This is a genomic window from Tenacibaculum profundi, assembly GCF_052050075.1.
In the GTDB taxonomy this organism is placed as follows: domain Bacteria; phylum Bacteroidota; class Bacteroidia; order Flavobacteriales; family Flavobacteriaceae; genus Polaribacter.
Window position 1 is genome coordinate 2,321,459 of record NZ_CP197225.1, and the last position, 20,811, is coordinate 2,342,269.

At 32.1% G+C, this 20,811-nt stretch carries 8 protein-coding genes; all 8 read left to right on the forward strand.

Annotated elements, in window-relative coordinates:
* Window positions 1-369 precede the first annotated feature (369 nt).
* Complete coding sequence (locus tag ACSIGE_RS09450; protein ID WP_440879628.1) at window positions 370-3,567, forward strand: S8 family serine peptidase; 3,198 nt, start codon at window positions 370-372, stop codon at window positions 3,565-3,567.
* Window positions 3,568-4,083: 516 nt separating this feature from the next.
* Window positions 4,084-8,139 (forward strand): GEVED domain-containing protein, encoded by a 4,056-nt coding sequence (locus ACSIGE_RS09455; protein WP_440879629.1) that lies wholly within the window; start codon window positions 4,084-4,086, stop codon window positions 8,137-8,139.
* Window positions 8,140-8,223: 84 nt separating this feature from the next.
* Window positions 8,224-11,004, forward strand: coding sequence for a GEVED domain-containing protein (locus tag ACSIGE_RS09460; protein ID WP_440879630.1), 2,781 nt, complete (start codon window positions 8,224-8,226; stop codon window positions 11,002-11,004).
* 304 nt (window positions 11,005-11,308) lie between these two features.
* On the forward strand, window positions 11,309-13,168 hold the full coding sequence (locus tag ACSIGE_RS09465; RefSeq protein WP_440879631.1) for an ABC-F family ATP-binding cassette domain-containing protein: 1,860 nt from the start codon (window positions 11,309-11,311) through the stop codon (window positions 13,166-13,168).
* A 509-nt stretch (window positions 13,169-13,677) separates the two neighbouring features.
* Window positions 13,678-14,733: a helix-turn-helix domain-containing protein gene (locus tag ACSIGE_RS09470; protein WP_440879632.1), complete on the forward strand. Its 1,056-nt coding sequence runs from the start codon at window positions 13,678-13,680 to the stop codon at window positions 14,731-14,733.
* Window positions 14,734-14,849: 116 nt separating this feature from the next.
* The gene (locus ACSIGE_RS09475) at window positions 14,850-18,044 is read left to right on the forward strand and encodes a M4 family metallopeptidase (RefSeq protein WP_440879633.1); all 3,195 of its coding nucleotides are present in this window, start codon (window positions 14,850-14,852) and stop codon (window positions 18,042-18,044) included.
* A gap of 208 nt (window positions 18,045-18,252) precedes the next feature.
* On the forward strand, window positions 18,253-19,794 hold the full coding sequence (gene amaB, locus ACSIGE_RS09480; RefSeq protein WP_440879634.1) for an L-piperidine-6-carboxylate dehydrogenase: 1,542 nt from the start codon (window positions 18,253-18,255) through the stop codon (window positions 19,792-19,794).
* Window positions 19,795-19,901: 107 nt separating this feature from the next.
* Window positions 19,902-20,807, forward strand: a complete 906-nt coding sequence (locus tag ACSIGE_RS09485; protein ID WP_440879635.1) for an OmpA family protein — start codon at window positions 19,902-19,904, stop codon at window positions 20,805-20,807.
* Window positions 20,808-20,811: the final 4 nt, after the last annotated feature.

The window sequence follows — 20,811 nt, forward strand, 5'->3', positions numbered from 1 at the left end:
AAAGCTCGATTATATTTCGAGCTTTTTTTGGAAATAAATATATTTTAAGTGTGTTTTTAAAATATATAACTATAATAGCTGTTTTTTTAAACATTTGATCAATTAATAGTTAAAAAACATATAAAATTTGATTTTTTTTGAAATTTTAATTTTCAGTAAAAGTTCGTATAAACCTAGATAAATACTAGGGTTGTGGTTTTTTTTTGAAACCAAAAAAGAAGAGTCTTTAATAAGGTAGTATTTTTTTTAGAAAAAAAATTATATATTTGGCAGTGTTTTGTTTAAAAAATTGATAAAAACTAATTTTATATTTAAATAAATAAGTATTCAATAAAAAAATAAAAACACAAAATTAAAACCCTTCTTAAAATGATACATAAGTACTTTAAAAGTCTTGTGTTTGCTAGTACGTTTATTGGTTTAGGCCTTAACATACAAATGCAAGCTCAAGATAAACGTGAAGTTGAAAAAATCCGAAAAGGATACAACTTAAAAAAGCTTGAAAGACTTAAGCAATCCCTTCACAAAAAAGCTTTTGATGAAAAACAAAAAGCTTTATCACTTGCCAAGAAAAAAGGCTGGAAAGAGCGATTTACTACAGAAAATGGTAATTTAGTTGAATTGCAAAAAATTGTTGACGGTAAGCCCATTTATTTTACAACATACAACTCAGCAGCAGCAAAATCAACAAGAACAAATCACTTACATTCGGGAGGTTCTCTCGGTTTAAACTTAATGGGTAAAAATTTGACTGCACATGTTTGGGATGCCGGAATTGCTAGGTCCTCTCATAGAGAGTATGATGGTAATGGAGGAAGAAATCGATTTTCTATTGGGGATGGAACTAATGATATAGATTCACATGCAGCGCATGTAACGGGGACAATTATAGCTTCAGGAGTCACTGCCTCAGCTAAAGGAATGGCTCCACATGCAAAAGCAGTCGGTTACGATTGGAATTATGACAAATCTGAGGCAATAAGAGCTGCTTCAAACGGTATGTTAATTTCTAATCATTCTTATGGTTATCGTGCTAGTCAAATACCTGATTATTATTTCGGAGCGTACATAAGAGAATCTCGTGATTGGGATGAAATTATGTTTAATGCTCCTCAGTATTTGATGGTTGTTGCCGCAGGAAATGACGGTAATGATAATAGATCTAATGGAATTCCATTAAATGGAAACTCTTCGTTCGATAAATTGTCAGCTAAAGCAACTTCAAAGAATAACTTAGTTGTAGCAAATGCAAGAGATGCTAATATTGATGCTACTGGAAACTTAATTTCAGTGTCAATTAACAGTGGTAGTAGTGAAGGACCAACAGACGACTACAGAATAAAACCTGATATTGCGGGAAATGGAACAGGCGTTTATTCAACATTTCACAATAATGATTCATCTTATGGAAGTTTAACAGGTACTTCCATGGCCTCACCAAATGTTACAGGGTCTTTATTGTTATTACAAGAACATTATAAAAACACTCATGGTTCTTTTATGAGGGCAGCATCACTTAAAGGATTAGCTTTACATACAGCAGATGATGCTGGTAGATCAGGGCCTGATGCCGTTTTTGGTTGGGGGCTTTTAAATACGAAAAAAGCAGCACAAGTGATTACAGAAAGAGGAAGCAAATCAAAAATAGAAGAACTTACTTTAAAGTCAGGAGAAACATATACAGTTACAGTTAATTCTGACGGAAAAAGTCCTTTATTAGCTTCAATTTCTTGGACAGATAGACCTGGTACAGCTAATAGAGGTGTGGCTAATTCAAGTACACCTGTTTTAGTTAATGATTTGGATATAAGAGTTAAAAAAACAGGACAGAGTTATTTGCCGTATAAATTAACAAGTCCAACAACGAATACTAAAGGAGACAATAATGTTGATCCTTATGAAAGAGTTGATATAGCAAATGCTTCTGGAACTTATACAATTACTGTTACTCATAAAGGTAATTTAACTGGAGGAAATCAAAACTTTACATTGATCGTAAGTGGTATAGGAGCATCAGGAGGTGGAGGAACCCCAACAATTACTTGTTCAGAAACAGTTCGTGATTTTCCATATAACCAAGGGTTTGAGTCAGGTTTTGGATGGACGCAATTGTTAGGAGATAATGGTAATTGGACCAGAAAAAGTGGTAGTACAACTTCAGATAAAACTGGTCCAAGTTCTGCAATTGAAAAGAGATATTATATGTATTTAGAGGCTTCTACAAGAGGTTTTGGAAGTATTGGAAGTAATGCTACAGCCATTTTAGAAAGTCCTTGTTTTGATTTATCGTCAGTTACTTCGGCTTCATTTGGTTTTAAAAATCATATGTATGGAGTACATATGGGAACATTAAGAGTACAAGCATCTACAGATGGTTCATCATGGAAAGATATTTGGACAGCCTCAGGTGATAAAGGAAATCAATGGAATGCTGTTTCCTTAGACCTTTCTTCTTATTTGGGGAATAAATTAAAACTCCGATTTGTGGGAAAAACAGGTCGTAGTTATAAAAGTGATATTGCCATTGATGATTTATCATTGACAACTTCAGGGGCAGCTTCAGACGGACAGGCTCCAACAGCTCCATCAAACCTAAGTGTATCAAACATTACTCAAACTGAAACTACATTGAGTTGGACAGCCTCTTCGGATAATATAGGCGTTACGGGATATAATATTTATCAGGGTTCAACAAAAATAGTTACAGTTACAGGCACTACTCATAAGGTAACAGGTTTAAAAGCAAATAGTCGTTATACGTTTTTTGTAAAAGCTATAGATAAAGTAGGTAATGAATCTGCTTCAAGTAATTCAATTACCGTTTTAACAGATACTGCTTCGGTTAATTATTGTACTTCAAAAGGAAATAGTTCAACTTTTGAATGGATTGATTATGTTTCTTTTGGAGGGATGACAAACACCTCTAGAGGTACCGGTGGTTATGGAGATTATACCGATAAAGTTGCTACAGTTTCAAGAAACAGTACGAATAGATTATACTTTAGTGCTGGTTTTTACAGAACTATTTACAAAGAAGATTGGGCAATTTGGATAGACTATAATCAAGATGGTGTTTTTTCTGATGACGAAAAAGTTGTTTCGACATCCTCAAGAACGTCTAGAAACCTTTATACAAATATAAAGATTCCTTCTACGGCCCTTTTAGGTAAAACAAGAATGCGAGTTTCTATGACAGATAGAGGAACTTTAAGCCCATGTAAAACACTTGAATATGGTGAGGTTGAAGACTACAGTGTTAACATAACATCTTCAAGTGACGCTGTGAAATTTTCGGATGATAATGCTCAGTCGTTTGATAATGGGTTGTTTGATAATGAGTCAATATTTTATCCAAACCCAGTCACAGATGATACAATTACGATTAGGTTTGGAACTGGTAAGCATATAAGTTATTCAATTACTGATTTTAAAGGAGGATTATTAGATGAAGGGAATATTCCCAATAATTCAAAATTAAATGTTTCATTTTTAAAACGAGGTGTTGCCTATAATTTATTAGTAAATGACGGTCAAAAGTCTAAAACTGCAAAAATCGTGAGAAAATAAAATAATATAAAACGGTAAGGGGTCTTTTAATCACCTTACCGTTTTACATTTAAAAAAGCCTTTTTGAATTGATTTTTAATATTTCCTTTTTCAGGAAACAAATTCAATATAAGCAAAGTGATTTTTTATATGACTTGAATATTATCCTCTCTTTTATGTTCGTATTGTTAAAATTTTAAAAGCAATAAAAAGTAAAAAATTTTTAAAGTAATAGGAGAATTGAAACTCTTGACTTTTTTTCCTAAAACCCCTTTTTAATGTATAGTACTCTCTTCTTAATATTTAAAAAAGCTATGTTTCATAGTTATTTAAATTATTGGATTCTATGTTCTGTAGATCAAAAACACTGTAAATCAAAACGATATTAATTTAATTATCAAAAAAAGTTAATATTAAAAATTACAACTGACAACATTATAGTTATATAACAAAAAGTTAAAATACAATTATTATTAATGTTAAAACGGCAGGAAGTAGGAGCTTCCTTCTGTTTTATTTTCAAAACCCCTTCTTATAATGAATAATAAGTTTAAATTAATAATTGGAGGGCTGTCACTTGCAGCGATTTCAATTGTAGGTTCTATGAACCTAAAAGAACAAAATGCTAGGAATGAATTAGAAAAAAAACGAAGAAAGCATGTAGCTTTTATGGACAACAGCCCATTAAATGAAACATTAAAATGGGGAAAAAAAGAAAGAAAATTAAAGGGATTGCCTCCGAATAAGTACTTCGATCAAATGAAGTTGCTAACTATGAATCCAGCAACAGGTAAAATGGAAGATGGAGAAGTTACCAATATAAGGGAGCGTTTATTAAAGCAAAGGTTTTCAAAAGAAGGAAAACAAAGAAAAAGTCCCGGGGATGCAAATAATGCATGGATTGAAAGAGGACCAAATAATATTGGAGGCAGAACAAGAGCTATTTTATTTGATCCTAACGACACATCTAATAAAACTGTTTACGCAGGAGGAGTTAGTGGAGGTTTATGGAAAAACACTAATATTACGAGCTCTAACTCACAATGGCAAAGAGTTCAAAATGTTCCAGGTAATTTATCGGTAACATCCATAACAGTTGATCCAAGGAATTCTAATAGATGGTATGTTGGAACAGGTGAACAATATACTGGGGGAGATGTTGTTGGAAACGGAGTTTACATGACGAATGATGGAGGAAGAACTTGGAGTGCTCTAAATATACCACCCGCAGGAGGAAGTACCTTTAGTCAAGGATCTTATAGCCTTTTTTTATCAGGAGTTTATTTTGTGAATGACATATTAGCTTGGGATAATGGAACTTCAACTGAGTTATATGTTGCTGTAGGAGGTAGTTTTTATGGAGATTCTTCTGGTCCAAGTAACTATTTAGGTGTTCAATCAGCAGGTCTTTATCGTTCACCAGATGGAGGAGCTACATGGAAGAGAATAGAGTCAGCCAATATGAGATATCGATATAATGGAAAGAATTATTATTATACTCCAAACGATTTAGAAGTAGGAGCTGATAACAAATTATGGATGGGAACTATTAGATCTTCAGGGACTTCAAATAATGGAGGAGGAAGAGTTTATAGTTCTTTAGACGGTGTAACATGGAAAGAAGCAGGAGCCTCGCCACTTCCATATTCTAACAGAGTTGAGCTAGAGCCATCAAAAACAAATCCAAATAAGATGTATGCTTTAACACAAGGAACAAGATCTCCAGTATATATTTATAAAACTACTAATGGTTTTGCTTCCGTAACAAGAACAAGTTTACCGAATGATGCTGATAGAGGAATTTCATCGAATGATTTTACAAGAGGACAATCTTTTTATGATTTGGTTATAGAAGCTGATCCAAGAAATGATGAAACTGTTTTTGTTGGTGGAATTGACTTATTTAAAAGTACCAATGGCGGTTCTTCATGGTCTCAGCTTTCACATTGGTATGGAGGATATGGATATCAGAATGTGCATGCTGATCAACACTTTATTACGTTCGCAAATAACAATCCATCAAAAATGTTGTTTGGAAATGATGGAGGCATCTATTATTCGGCTAATTCAGGTAGAACAATAAGTGAGAGGAACAAAGGCTATAACGTAACACAATTTGTTAAAGCAGCAATAGGTCCTAATGGAAGAGGAGACACGAGAGGTATTTTTACTGCAGGAGCTCAAGATAATGGAACTCAAATATTTAGAAATGCAAGTGCTGGAGTGAATAGTTCTCAAGAGTTAACTGGAGGAGATGGGTTTTACACATTTATTGATAAAGACGGAGAGTATATGATTTCTACCTACGTTTACAATAATATTTATCGTTTTAAATTACCATGGAATGGTAGACAGAGAGAAGTAACCTTACTAAGTGAAGATTCAGGTGATTTTGTTAATCCAATGGATTATGATGACTCTGCTAATCGTTTATTAGCTAGTAGAGGAAGAGGGGCTATAAAAAGTATTAACGTTGCTACAAATACTAATGGAACTTTACGAAACAACATAATGGACTCTAAGGGTACAGCTTTTAGAGCTTCCCCTTTCGATAACAATACATGGTATGTTGGTTTGGCAAATGGAAAGTTGTTAAAATTATCTAACGTAACCAATACTAATGCTTCTTGGAAACGCATTAACACTCCTTTCGTAGGTTCAGTTTCTTCTGTAAGATTCGGCGAGACTAAAAATGATATTTTCGTAACTATTCATAATTATGGAGTTAAGAGTGTTTGGGCAACTGCTGATGGAGGCACAAGTTGGGTTAGTAAAGAGGGAAATTTACCGAATATACCTGTAAGAGATATTTTGCAAAATCCATTGGCTAGAAATGAGGCAATTCTTGCAACACAATTAGGTGTTTGGTCTACTAGAAATTTTAACGATACAAATCCGACATGGTCGCAAGCGTATAATGGAATGAGCGATGTAAGTGTAACATCTTTTGACTATTGGAATGTAAGTGGTGATCATAAGAATAATAAGGTTATTGCATCAACTTATGGAAGGGGTGTTTTTACTGGTAAATTTACTGCTTCTGGATCAACAGGTGGTGGAGGAACTCCAACAATTACTTGTTCAGAAACGGTAAATAAGTTTCCGTATAACCAAGGATTTGAGTCAGGTAATGGATGGTCTCAGTTATCAGGAGACAGTGGAGATTGGACGAGACGTAGTGGTCGTACAGGTTCAAGAAATACAGGTCCAAGTTCTGCGGTTGAAAAGAGATACTATATGTACTTAGAGGCTTCTAGAGATGGTCTTGGTAGCAATGCTACAGCTATTTTAGAAAGCCCCTGTTTTGATTTATCGTTAGTTACTTCGGCTTCATTTGGTTTTAAAAATCATATGTATGGAGTACATATGGGAACATTAAGAGTACAAGCATCTACAGATGGTTCATCATGGAAAGATATTTGGACAGCCTCGGGTGATAAAGGAAATCAATGGAACACCACTTCATTAGACCTTTCTTCTTATTTGGGGAATAAATTAAAACTCCGATTTGTAGGAAAAACAGGTCGTGATTATAAAAGTGATATTGCTATTGATGATTTATCATTAACAACCTCAGGGGCAGCTTCAGACGGACAGGCTCCAACAACCCCATCAAACCTAAGTGCATCAAACATTACTCAAACAGAGGCTACATTGAGTTGGACAGCTTCTTCAGATAATACAGGAGTAATAGGATACAATATTTACCAAGGGTCAACAAAAATAGCTACAGTTACAGAAACTAGCTATAAAGTAACAGGTTTAAAAGCAAATAGTCGTTATAAGTTTTCTGTAAAAGCTATAGACAAAGCAGGTAATGAATCTGCTTCAAGTAATTTATTAACTGTTTTAACGGATGCTATTTCGATTAATTATTGTACTTCAAAAGGAAATAGTTCAACGTTTGAATGGATTGATTATGTTTCTTTTGGGGGAATGACTAATTCATCTATAAGTGATAGTGGTTACGGAGATTATACTGATAAAGTTGCTACAGTTTCAAGAAACAGTTCGAGTAGACTGTACTTTAGTGCTGGCTTTAGTAGAACCATTTATAAAGAGTATTGGGCGGTTTGGATAGACTATAATCAAGATGGTATTTTTTCTGATGACGAAAAAGTTGTTTCAACATCATCAAGATCCTCTAGAAATCTTTATACAAATATAAAGATTCCTTCTACTGCTCTTTTGGGTTCAACAAGAATGCGTGTTTCTATGACAGATAGAGGAGTTTTAAAACCTTGTAATTCATATAGATATGGCGAGGTTGAAGACTACAGTGTTAACATAACATCTTCAGGTGATTCAGTATTATTCTCTCAAGTAAATTCAGAGCTGTTAGAGGAAGAGTTATTTGTTGAGGAACCAATTTGTTATCCAAATCCAGTTACAGATAATACAGTTACGATCAGGTTTGGAAGCAGTAAGAATATAAATTTCTTAATTACAGATGAAAAAGGATCTGTATTTGGTGAAGGAAATATTCCTAACAATTCAAAAGTAGACGTATCATACTTAAAGCCAAGTGTTCTTTATATTTTGGAAGTAAATGATGGTCAGAAATCAGAATCAATGAAACTAATAAAAAAGTAAGTAATAATAAATATTAAATTAAAATAAGGCAGTGGGAAAAAATAGTTTTTCTTACTGCTTTTATAACTAAAAACCCTCATTAAAATGAAGTTAAACCCTATTTTAATACTTGTGTATCTTTTTTTTGCTAATACCCTGTTAGCTCAGACAAAGAGAAATTGTTACACAGATGAAAAGATGCAACAAGAACTAGCAAAAAATCCCCATCTAAAACAAAAGATGGAGGCTATTGAAAGTTTTACAAAAAGAGTAAGTAAAAGAATGAATAGAGCAACTAATAATAACATTATTAAACTGCCAGTAGTTGTTCATATTATTTATAATAGCTCTAAAGAAAATATTAGTGAAGCCCAGATTAAATCTCAAATAGATGTGCTAAATGAAGATTTTCGAAGAACTAATTCGGATAAAACAAATAAATGGTCTCAGGCAGCTGATGTTGGGATTGAATTTTATTTGGCTAAAGTAGATCCTAATGGTAATCCGACAAGCGGTATTACAAGAAAATATACAACAAAAAAATCATGGGGAACTGGAAACGATATGAAAAGGTCCTCTAAAGGAGGTGTAGATGCATGGAATACATCTGAATATTTAAATATGTGGGTTTGTAATATTGGAGGAGGTACTCTTGGGTTTGCATATTATCCAGGAGCAACTGTTACTTATGATGGTGTTGTTATGTCTCCTCAATATTTTGGTAGCTCTGACAAAGGCTCTGGATTTTACTTGGCAGCTAGATTTGATAAAGGAAGAACGACTACGCATGAGGTAGGTCATTATCTAAATTTAATGCATATATGGGGAAATGGATGTGGTTCAGATGATAAAGTATCTGATACTCCAAGTTCTGATCGAGCAAATTCTGGTTGTTCATCAAACCACTATTCTTGTGGTTCTCTTGATATGGTTGAAAACTATATGGACTATTCAGACGATAGTTGTATGAATCTCTTTACTTTAGGACAGAAAAATAGAATGCGTGTTTTATTTGAACCGGGAGGAGCAAGAAGAAGTTTGGCTTTGTCTGATAAAACAGGAGGTAATACTAACTGTTCAGCTAGTGTACCCGTTTCAGTAAATATATCGTCTATTTCTTCTACTGGAGCAATTGTTTCATGGTCATCAATTTCTGAAGTGACATATGATGTTAGGTATCGTCAGTCAGGGACAAGTTCTTGGATAGTACGTTCTGTTTCTGATGCATCTATCAAGTTAAAAGAGTTGAAAAACGAAACTAAATATGAGGTTCAAATACGAAGCAAGTGTACTAATGGTTTAATTTCTTCTTATTCAAGAATGGTGAACTTTACAACTAACAAAGGAACTGTATCTAGTTGTTCAGAAACAGTTCGCGATTTTCCATATAACCAAGGGTTTGAGTCAGGTTTTGGATGGACGCAATTGTTAGGAGATAATGGTAATTGGACCAGAAAAAGTGGTAGTACTACTTCAGGTAGTACTGGTCCAAGTTCTGCAATTGAAAAGAGATATTATATGTATTTAGAGGCTTCTACAAGCGGTTTTGGAAGTATTGGAAGTAATGCTACAGCCATTTTAGAAAGTCCTTGTTTTGATTTGTCGTCAGTTACTTTGGCTTCATTTGCTTTTAAAAACCATATGTATGGATCCCATATGGGAACATTAAGAGTACAAGCATCTACAGATGGTGGTTCATCATGGAAAGATATTTGGACAGCCTCGGGAGATAAAGGAAACCAATGGAACGCTGTTTCCTTAGACCTTTCTTCTTATTTGGGGAATAAATTAAAACTCCGATTTGTGGGAAAAACAGGTCGTAATTTTAGAAGTGATATTGCCATTGATGATTTATCATTGACAACTTCAGGAGCATCTTCAGACGGACAGGCTCCAACAGCTCCATCAAACCTAAGTGTATCAAACATTACTCAAACTGAAACTACATTGAGTTGGACAGCCTCTTCGGATAATATAGGCGTTACGGGATATAATATTTATCAGGGTTCAACAAAAATAGTTACAGTTACAGGCACTACTCATAAGGTAACAGGTTTAAAAGCAAATAGTCGTTATACGTTTTTTGTAAAAGCTATAGATAAAGTAGGTAATGAATCTGCTTCAAGTAATTCAATTACCGTTTTAACAGATACTGCTTCGGTTAATTATTGTACTTCAAAAGGAAATAGTTCAACTTTTGAATGGATTGATTATGTTTCTTTTGGAGGGATGACAAACACCTCTAGAGGTACCGGTGGTTATGGAGATTATACCGATAAAGTTGCTACAGTTTCAAGAAACAGTACGAATAGATTATACTTTAGTGCTGGTTTTTACAGAACTATTTACAAAGAAGATTGGGCAATTTGGATAGACTATAATCAAGATGGTGTTTTTTCTGATGACGAAAAAGTTGTTTCGACATCCTCAAGAACGTCTAGAAACCTTTATACAAATATAAAGATTCCTTCTACGGCCCTTTTAGGTAAAACAAGAATGCGAGTTTCTATGACAGATAGAGGAACTTTAAGCCCATGTAAAACACTTGAATATGGTGAAGTTGAAGATTATACGGTAAATATAAAATCTGAAGAGAAAAGTATCTCTTTTGCCAAGATAGATGATAATTTAACGGAGGAAAAACTTTCTATAGAAAAATCAATTTTCTACCCAAATCCAGTTACAGATGATACTATTACGATTAGGTTTGGAAATAGTAAGAGTATAAATTTCTTAATTACAGATGAAAAAGGAGCTGTATTTAGTGAAGGAAATATTCCTAACAATTCAAAAGTAGACGTATCATACTTAAACCCAAATGTTCGTTATATTTTGAAAGTAAATGATGGTCAGAAATCAAAATCAACTAAATTAATAAAGAAGTAATTTTAAAAAAGTGAGAAGTATCGGTTTTTTAATGGTTCTCAAAATGAAAAATGTAATGCTAATCTTAGATAATTTAGTTAATTACTGATGTTATTTGCTTTTTATTTCTAAAATTGCATTATATTAAAATTCATTGAAAGATTATCTTATAACCCTTCTATTTTTTAATGGAAATATACCCTGAACTAAAAGGTTCAGGGTATTTTTTTCACCTATATTAACCTATTTAAGTATTATAGAAACTGAAATTCCTTTTGAAATTTTCTTATGGTTGGCCTATAATAAAATTACTTATTTTTGTCAAATGAATTATTTAACGGTAGAAAATATTTCCAAATCTTATGGAGACAAAGTATTATTTCAAGATATTTCTTTTGGAATAAATAAAGATCAGAAAATTGCGTTTGTAGCTAAAAATGGAAGTGGTAAGACTTCAATTTTAAATATAATTGCAGGAAAAGATACTTCTGACACCGGACAAGTAATTAATAGAAAGGGAATACACATAGCTTATTTAGCACAAGATTCAAAATTTAACCCTGAATTAACGGTAGAAGAAACCATATTTTCGACAGAAAATAAAATACTACCAATAATTCATAATTATGAAAAAGCACTAGAAAACCCAGATGATCAAGAAGCATACCAAGAAGCTTTTGAACTTATGGAGCAACATAATGCATGGGATTTTGAAACAAAATATAAGCAAATTTTATCTAAGCTTAAACTTGATAATTTAAAGCAGAAAGTTAATAGCCTTTCTGGAGGACAAAAAAAACGTCTTGGACTGGCTATTATTCTTATTAATAAGCCAGATCTTTTAATTCTTGATGAACCAACAAACCATCTAGATTTAGAGATGATAGAATGGCTAGAGATGTTTTTTGCTAAAGAGAAAATAACACTTTTTATGGTGACTCATGACCGATATTTTTTAGAACGTGTTTGTAATGAAATATTGGAATTGGATAACGGCAAATTACATAAATACAAGGGAAATTATTCTTACTATCTTCAAAATAAAGAGGAAAGATTAGCCTTAGAGGCAACAAACTTAAGCAAGGCTAAAAGTTTATTTAAAAAAGAGTTAGACTGGATGCGTCGCCAACCAAAAGCAAGAACAACAAAATCTAAATCAAGAACAGACGATTTCTTTAAAATCAAAGAAAAAGCCCATCAACGAAGACAAGATCATGAAGTTCAATTAGAGATAAATATGGAACGCCTTGGTAGTAAAATAGTAGAACTCCATAATTTAAAAAAGACTTTTGGAGAAAAATTAATTTTAAATGGTTTTGATTATGTATTTAAAAAAGGTGAACGTATTGGAGTTATTGGAAAAAACGGAACGGGAAAATCATCTTTTTTAAATATAATAACTCAAAGAGAAAAAGTTGATGGTGGTAAAGTAGTTAAAGGAGAAACAGTAAAGTTTGGTTATTACACTCAAAAAGGAATAGAAGTTAAGAAAGGACAAAAAGTAATTGATATAATAAAAGAGTTCGGAGAATATATTCCATTAACAAAAGGACGTAAAATTTCAGCAGGGCAACTTCTTGAGCGGTTTCTATTTGATAGAAAAAAACAGTATGATTTTGTAGAAAAATTATCAGGCGGTGAACAGAAAAGACTTTATTTATGTGCAGTATTGATTCAAAATCCAAATTTTTTAATTCTTGACGAGCCTACAAATGATTTGGATGTTGTAACGTTAAACGTATTGGAATCGTTTTTGTTGGATTATCCGGGTAACTTGATGGTCGTATCACATGATCGTTATTTTATGGACAAGATTGTGGACTCTTTATTCGTGTTTAGAGGAGATGGAATTATTGAAAATTTTCCAGGGAATTATTCAGATTTCAGAGTATACGAAAATTCGCAACCACCTTTAAGTAAAATAGATAAAGCTACAGTTGAAACATCAGATAAAAAAAGTACTAAAGGAAAACTTAGTTATAATGAAAAAAGAGAATATGGAGCTTTAGAAAAGGATATTGAAAAGTTGCAGAAAAAACGAAAGACTATTGAAGCTTTGTTCGCAAATGGAGATATATTACCTGAAGAAATCACTGATAAGTCTCTTGAACTTCAAGAAATAATTGAAGTAATCGAAGAGAAAGAGGAACGTTGGTTTGAACTTTCAATGAAATTAGAGGAATAAAAAAACATCTTCATTGTTCTATTGAATTTAGACAATTAAGATGTTTAATTATTTGGGAAAAATTAATTATTTGGGGAATAATTACCTCAAATATAAATTTAATTTTAAATCTTTAATCTTGGTATTCGCTATATTGACAAATATTTAGGTTGAACAGTGTTTTACTTAAGCTAAATAGTAATTTACCAAATAAAAAATCGAAAAAGTAGTATGTTGAAAACACCTAGAAACGGTGACGATTCAAAAATACGAATACATCAATTTGCTCTACGAATTCTTGATTATTTATGTTGACTAGGTTTTAGCCTGTGTTTTTAATATTAAATGAATTTTACCCTTAATATCTCTAAGTTTATAATTTTTTTAACAAGTATACTTATTGGTTTATAAAGTCAATGAGAATAATTTTTTGGATATGTTAAATAATAATTAAGTTTTTTATTTGTTTGATATAAATAGTTGTTTTAATTTATAAAATGTTAAAAACAAGTTAAAACTCAAATAAAGCCATGCTAAATACTTACTACTTTTTAACAGGTGTACAGACTCTGTTAATTACTTTTATTTGCTTTTTATATCGCTCAAAAAAAATACATGTTAATCAATATTTAGGATATTTTTTTCTGACACTTTTTTTAGAGGTTGTAAAAATAATTCTTTTAAAGATATATAAGAGCGGGCATCTTCTTTTCTTACCGTTGAGCTTTAATTTTCTGACAATAGTATTTTTATTTTTTTATGCTTCAGAAACAGCTGGATTTACCATTAAAAATAAACGGCGGTATTACATTTTCGCAATTGTAGAATTTTTTTTATTTAGCTTTCTATATGTCTATCTATGGTTTGATTACGGTTTACTTAAATATTTATTTACCATAGGTTTTATGGATGTATATATGTTGAGCTCGTCTGCTTATATTATTTTCTTTTGTTTTAGAATAATTGAAATTAATTTTAAACATCAGAGAAGAATAAAATCCTATTTTAAAAACAAAACATACAAAACACTACATTGGCTAACAGTTTTTTGTGTTATGTGTTTAATGTTTAACCTAATGGGATTTTTAGGGAAGTTTATTTTTTTAGAAAATGAAAGTTACCTTCTATTTTACGAAGGATTTTATCTTTTTTCTTTATACTATGTGGCTATCTCAAGTCTACTCCAAATTAATATAGATAATGTGATAGATTCTAATAAATTGATTTTTAGTGGTTATGATCTCAGTACGATTTTTGATAAGATAGAAAAGATAATGGTAGAAAAGAAATTATATCTAAATCCCAATTTAAATTTGAAATTGATTTCTCAGGAAACGGAAATACCTATGAGGTTAATATCAAAAGCGATTAATGAAATAAAGAAAAAAAACTTTAATGCTTATGTACATGAATATCGAATAGAAGAATTTAAAAAATTAATTCTAAAAAAAGATTATTTAAAATATAGTATCGAAGCATTAGCAAATGAAGTGGGATATAACTCCAGAGCATCGTTCTACAAAAATTTTAAAAAAATCGTAGGCGTTTCCCCTCTTGACTTCATTAATGAAAAAAGGAACCAATAAATTATAGTTTGTCTACTTTTTTTTGAGCTGTCTCAAAACATGATTGTAAACATAGTTTTCTTTTTAAAAATATTGATTTTGTGTTTATTAGCTGTCTAATTAAAAACTTTTTAATAATGAAAAGAAAACTAAATTACGCTTTTGTCATTATATTTTCACTAATGACAATCGGACTTACATTTGCTCAAAAAGGTGTAAGCGTTCTTCAAAAAGGAGAAAAAGGATTGGCTCCACGATTTCTCAAAATTAATCAAGAAAACAAAATAAGTAAGGAGAACTATGAAAAACTCTTATATAACATTTTAAAGATAGATAGAGCCTATCAATTTGTTGAAGTTAATACAGAGACCGATGATTTAGGGATTAATCATCTGAAAGTTCAGCAGTATTTAAATGGCTATCCAGTCGAAAATGCGTTTTATATTATCCATTCAAAGAATGGATTTATTCATTCTGCTAACGGAGAAGTGTTTAAGGTTGCTCTAGTTAATAAAAATAGAATCTCTGAAAGTTCTGGAATATCACCTAAAGAAGCACTTCAAAAAGCAAAGAATTTTATGGGAGGAGATGCTTTTCTTTCTGAAGAGGTAGAAATCAAGTCGACTTTTAAGAAAAAAGAAACAAAAGTTTATATCTGTAAGAATAACGAGTTGGACATATCAAATTTAAAGCTAGCTTATAAATTTGATATTTATTCAAAAAAGCCTTTCGATAGAAAGAAAGTATACATTGATTTTCGTTCAGGAAATACTGTTTTTGCAGAAGCCTTAATGCATTCTGCTTTTGATAGTGAAAAATCAAGTTCTTGTAAGCACCACAATCATTATGAAGAAGGAGGTCAAAAAGTAAAAGCCTTTGCAGGTGGGACTACAAAAACTGGGTATTATGGAACAAAAAGCATTGATGTTTCAGGATCATCAGGAAGGTACTTGGCTTCCCAAACAGGAAAAAGAAATATTTCTATAACAAATTTGAATGGAAGAACTATTGGGCGTACCAATTCTCCTCCAAGGGGGGGGACTATAATTTCGAGTAGTTCCTCGGATGGTTTTGGAAAATCTGGTAATGAAGCTTATTATATGGCTGCTTATTGGGGTGCTGAGAGAACGTGGGATATGTTTAAGGATGAGTTTGGAAGAAATGGATATAATGGTTCAGGAGGAAAAATAAATATATTTGTAAATGCATCAGATAGAGAATTAACTAACAATGCTTTTTGGGTAGGTTCATGGACTTATTTTGGTAATGCGTCACAAGGAACTCCATTCACACCTCTTGATGTAGTTAGTCATGAAATTGCTCACGGAGTAACTCAGACGTCGGCTGGACTAGTTTACAGAAATGAATCAGGAGCAATGAATGAGGGATTTAGTGATATTTTTGGTTGTTATGCAGAATATTATATACTTAACAGATTAGATAATAATACTTGGACAATGGGTGAAAATATTTCATTCCAAAGATCATTATCTAACCCCAAAAGACATAGACAACCAGATACTTATCTAGGGACTAATTGGTATTCTGGATCAGCTGATTATGGAGGAGTACATACCAATAGTGGTGTATTAAACCATTGGTTTTACATATTATCTCAGGGAAAACAAGGAACAAATGATAAAGGAAGTTCATACAATGTAAAAGGTATCGGAATAAAAAAAGCAGTCCAGGTAGCATACCGAGCTCTTACACGTTACTTAACTTCTAGTTCCAATTATTCTTCGGCAAGAAACGCTGTGATTAGTGCAGCTTCAGATTTATACGGAGCAAATTCGTGCGAATTAGTTGCTACCACTGATGCTATGTATGCTGTAGGTATTGGTGCTAAATACTCAGGTTCAGGTTGTAGTACTACTAATTGTGCTGCTGTTAAAGATTTAAAAGCTGGTAATATAACAAAGTCAAGTGCTCAAATTAATTGGACCGCAAAATCAGGAGTAACTAGCTATCGATTAGAGTATAAAAAAGCATCTTCAACAGCATATAGTAATATTTCTGTAAATGGATCATCTTATAATTTATCTGGTTTATCAGCCAATACATCTTATCAGGTAAGAGCTACATATACTTGTAATGGACAATTAGCTCCATATTCAACTATCATTAATTTCCGTACGAAAAATGATTCAGAGCCGCCAAAGTGTAATGCAGTAACAGGAGTAAAAGCATCAGAAATCATGCAAACATCAGCGTTAATTTCTTGGAGCTCAAAAACAGGTATTACTTCTTATGTTGCGGAGTATAAGGAAGCTTCTAGTAGTTCATATTACGCGGTTAATACAAATACCAACAGTAAAATATTAAATAATTTAAAGCCAGGAACAACATATAATGTAAGAATAAAGTATACTTGTAATTCTAGTGATGGAGGTAGTAATACGGGGTGCAGTGGCTTGAATGCATATCAAAACTATCCAAAAATATATAATTTAGGCGACAAGATTACTTACCAAGGCAGAAAGTATAAATGTAATTCTAATGGAATTTATAATATTCCTCCAGTAGGTAATGTATACTCATATCTATGGACTGATTTAGGTTCTTGTTCTGCTTCATTAATTAAAAGACTTAAGGATTCTCCTTACTCAATATTGATTACTTTTACTACGTTGACCAAAGGAAATCAAGACTGTAATCCTGTTCAAAACGTAGTTGTTTCGGATATTGTAAAAAAAGGAGCTAAAGTAACTTGGTCAGCTATTCCTGGAGTGAATACATATAAACTTGAGTATAAAAAATCGTCTTCTTCATCTTATATTTCTTTAAATGTATCAGGTACAAGTTATTCTTTTACAAATTTGGTAGAGAATTCAAAATATAATGCTAGAATTCAATATACTTGCACTAATGGGCAAGCATCACCTTATTCAACCGAAGTGAATTTTACAACAAAAAATAATGGAGATGGTGATTGTGCAAATATACCTGCTTACCAAAACAATAAAACATATGAAAAAGGAGCTAAGGTATTTTTTAATGGAAATATTTGGGAAGCACAAATTAAAGCTTGGTGGTCTCCTGCCTATGGATATTGGACGAATTTAGGCCTTTGTTCTAATTCAAGTATAGCAAAAATTAAGTATACATTATTTCCAAACCCTTTTGAGGGAGGTGAAATAACTATTGAATTGAACAAAAGAATCAATTCAAACGTAGAAATTAGAATGACCGATACGTCAGGAAATATTTTGTTTAGTGCTAAAAAATCACCTAACACTAGTAGATATATAAAAGTTGATGTTCCTTATTTAAATAAGGGAGCATATATCTTCTATGTCAATGATTTGTCAAAAAAATTAATTGTTAAATAAATAGTATTTTTTTTGAGTAAAATAATACTACTTTAGGTATATATTTATAACAAAACCACGTGTAATTTTTATTACACGTGGTTTTGTTATAAATACAAAATGTTGTAAAAATCAACAAAATTCTTTTAATTGTTTAATTATTATATAATTAATTTATTTGTAGTTTTGTTTCAATATAAGAACACTTTATAATAAAACTTTAAAACAAATGACTGATTTTGGTATTGATCAAGCCATTAAAGAATTAGGCTTAAAAGAAATAAATGAAGGGACTTCAACAGGTTCTGTAAATTTCTCTAATGGAGAAATAATAGAATCATACTCACCTGTAGATGGAAAATTAATTGGAAAAGTTAAAACTTCAACTAAAGAGGATTATGAAAAAGTGATGGAAGTAGCAGTAGAAGCATTTGGTACGTTTAAAATAATGCCAGCTCCTCAACGTGGTGAAATTGTTCGGCAATTTGGAGAGAAGCTAAGAGAGAAAAAAGAAGCTTTAGGAAAACTTGTTTCTTATGAAATGGGAAAATCTTATCAGGAAGGATTAGGTGAAGTTCAAGAAATGATTGATATCTGTGATTTTGCAGTAGGTTTATCACGTCAACTGCATGGATTAACTATGCATTCTGAGCGCCCTGGTCATAGAATGTATGAACAATACCATCCTTTAGGGGTAGTTGGAATAATTTCTGCATTTAACTTTCCTGTAGCAGTTTGGTCATGGAACACAGCTTTAGCATGGATTTGTGGTGACGTTTGTGTTTGGAAACCATCTGAGAAGACACCTTTATGTGGAGTAGCTTGCCAAAATATAATAGCAGAAGTGTTAAAAGAGAACGGATTACCAGAAGGTATTTCTTGTTTAGTAAATGGTGACTATCGCGTAGGAGAATTTCTTTCAAAGGATACAAGAGTTCCATTAGTTTCTGCAACAGGGTCAACACGTATGGGTAAAATTGTAGCAAAAGAAGTTGCAGGTCGTTTAGGAAAGTCTTTATTAGAATTAGGTGGAAACAATGCAATTATTGTAACACCAGACGCAGATATAAAAATGACGGTTATTGGGGCTGTTTTTGGAGCTGTTGGGACCGCTGGGCAACGTTGTACTTCAACGAGACGTTTAATAATCCATGAATCTATTTACGATCAAGTGAAAACTGCTGTAGTTGATGCATATGAACAATTAAAGATAGGAAATCCATTAGATGAGAATAATCATGTTGGGCCCCTAATTGATAAACAAGCCGTCGAAATGTATAAAACAGCTTTGAATAACGTAGTTGCCGAAGGAGGAAAAATAGTTGTAGATGGAGGAGTTCTTAATGGTGAAGGATATGAAAGTGGATGTTATGTGAAGCCCGCAATTGCTGAGGCATCAAATGATTTCGAGATTGTACAACATGAAACATTCGCACCTGTTTTATATCTAATTAAATACACTGGAGGGGTAGAAAATGCGATAAAAATCCAAAATGGAGTGGCTCAAGGACTATCGTCTGCTATTATGACAAATAATTTACGTGAGGCAGAGCGTTTTTTATCGCATGCTGGTTCAGATTGTGGAATAGCAAATGTTAATATAGGTACCTCAGGAGCAGAAATTGGAGGTGCTTTTGGTGGAGAGAAAGAAACTGGAGGAGGTCGAGAGTCTGGATCAGATGCTTGGAAAGTTTATATGCGTCGCCAAACTAATACAATTAATTATACTACAGATTTACCTTTGGCTCAAGGAATAAAATTTGACTTATAATACAGATTTATAATAAGTTATATCTAAAGTCGCATCGAAATGATGTGACTTTTTTTTACATTTGTTTCCAATAGATGAAATATATTTAATTTTAATTCTCCTGAAAAATGAAAAGAACATTTTACCTTGTTGTAATTTTATTAGTCATAGTTTTTGGCGCATATTTTGGTTGGTTACTGTGTTGTAACGACCAGATCGTTGAGGAAGTAAAAAAAGAGAAACCGAAAGAAGTTGAATCAAAACCTATTATTAGTTTTGGAATTCTAGATTCTGATGGAAATATATCAATTCCATTAGATAAAGGTGTAAAATTTAAAAAATCTAGTATTAAATTTGATGCTCCAGTTTCAGTTGAGTTAGATGAAAAAATTGATAAGTTGAAGGATTTTTTGATTTCAGAAAAAGAAAAATCATTATCAATTACATCGTTTTATACGAGTGATGAAACAAATAGTTCAGTTTTTCCAAATATAGGTTTGGCAAGAGCAATATCTTTTAAGAATTATGTCTCAGAAAAAGGTATTCCTACTAAGCTAATTGATGTAAAAGGAGAATTAAGAGATAACTCAGAAATTGATGAGAATAATAATATTAAAAAGCCTTTGAAGTTGAATGTAGGAAAGTCAAAAGATTATACTCAATTGTTGGCTAGTATTATCAAAGACATAGAATCAAATCCATTAGTTTTAAACTTTGAGTCTGGAAAAGCTCAATTAAAGCTAGAATCAGATCAGCGAAGAAAAATTGTTAATATTTCGACCTATCTTGATAAGGTGGAAAAATCAATTTGTACAATAACTGGACATACAGACAATACTGGAACTACAAAAACAAATTTATATTTGGGACAACAAAGAGCAAATTATTTAAAGGATTTTTTTGTAAAAAGTGGAATTTTAGATAATCGAATTAAAGCAATATCGAAAGGAGATTCTGAGCCTATTGCAAGTAATAATACTAAAAAAGGAAGAGCAAAAAATAGAAGAACAGATGTTTCTTTAGGTAAGAACTAAAAGT

Excerpts from the sequence above, each read along its gene's own strand:
- ACSIGE_RS09450 (WP_440879628.1), top strand. The coding sequence starts at position 370 with ATGATACATAAGTACTTTAAAAGTCTTGTGTTTGCTAGTACGTTTATT.
- ACSIGE_RS09455 (WP_440879629.1), top strand. The coding sequence starts at position 4,084 with ATGAATAATAAGTTTAAATTAATAATTGGAGGGCTGTCACTTGCAGCG.
- ACSIGE_RS09460 (WP_440879630.1), top strand. The coding sequence starts at position 8,224 with ATGAAGTTAAACCCTATTTTAATACTTGTGTATCTTTTTTTTGCTAAT.
- ACSIGE_RS09465 (WP_440879631.1), top strand. The coding sequence starts at position 11,309 with ATGAATTATTTAACGGTAGAAAATATTTCCAAATCTTATGGAGACAAA.
- ACSIGE_RS09470 (WP_440879632.1), top strand. The coding sequence starts at position 13,678 with ATGCTAAATACTTACTACTTTTTAACAGGTGTACAGACTCTGTTAATT.
- ACSIGE_RS09475 (WP_440879633.1), top strand. The coding sequence starts at position 14,850 with ATGAAAAGAAAACTAAATTACGCTTTTGTCATTATATTTTCACTAATG.
- amaB (WP_440879634.1), top strand. The coding sequence starts at position 18,253 with ATGACTGATTTTGGTATTGATCAAGCCATTAAAGAATTAGGCTTAAAA.
- ACSIGE_RS09485 (WP_440879635.1), top strand. The coding sequence starts at position 19,902 with ATGAAAAGAACATTTTACCTTGTTGTAATTTTATTAGTCATAGTTTTT.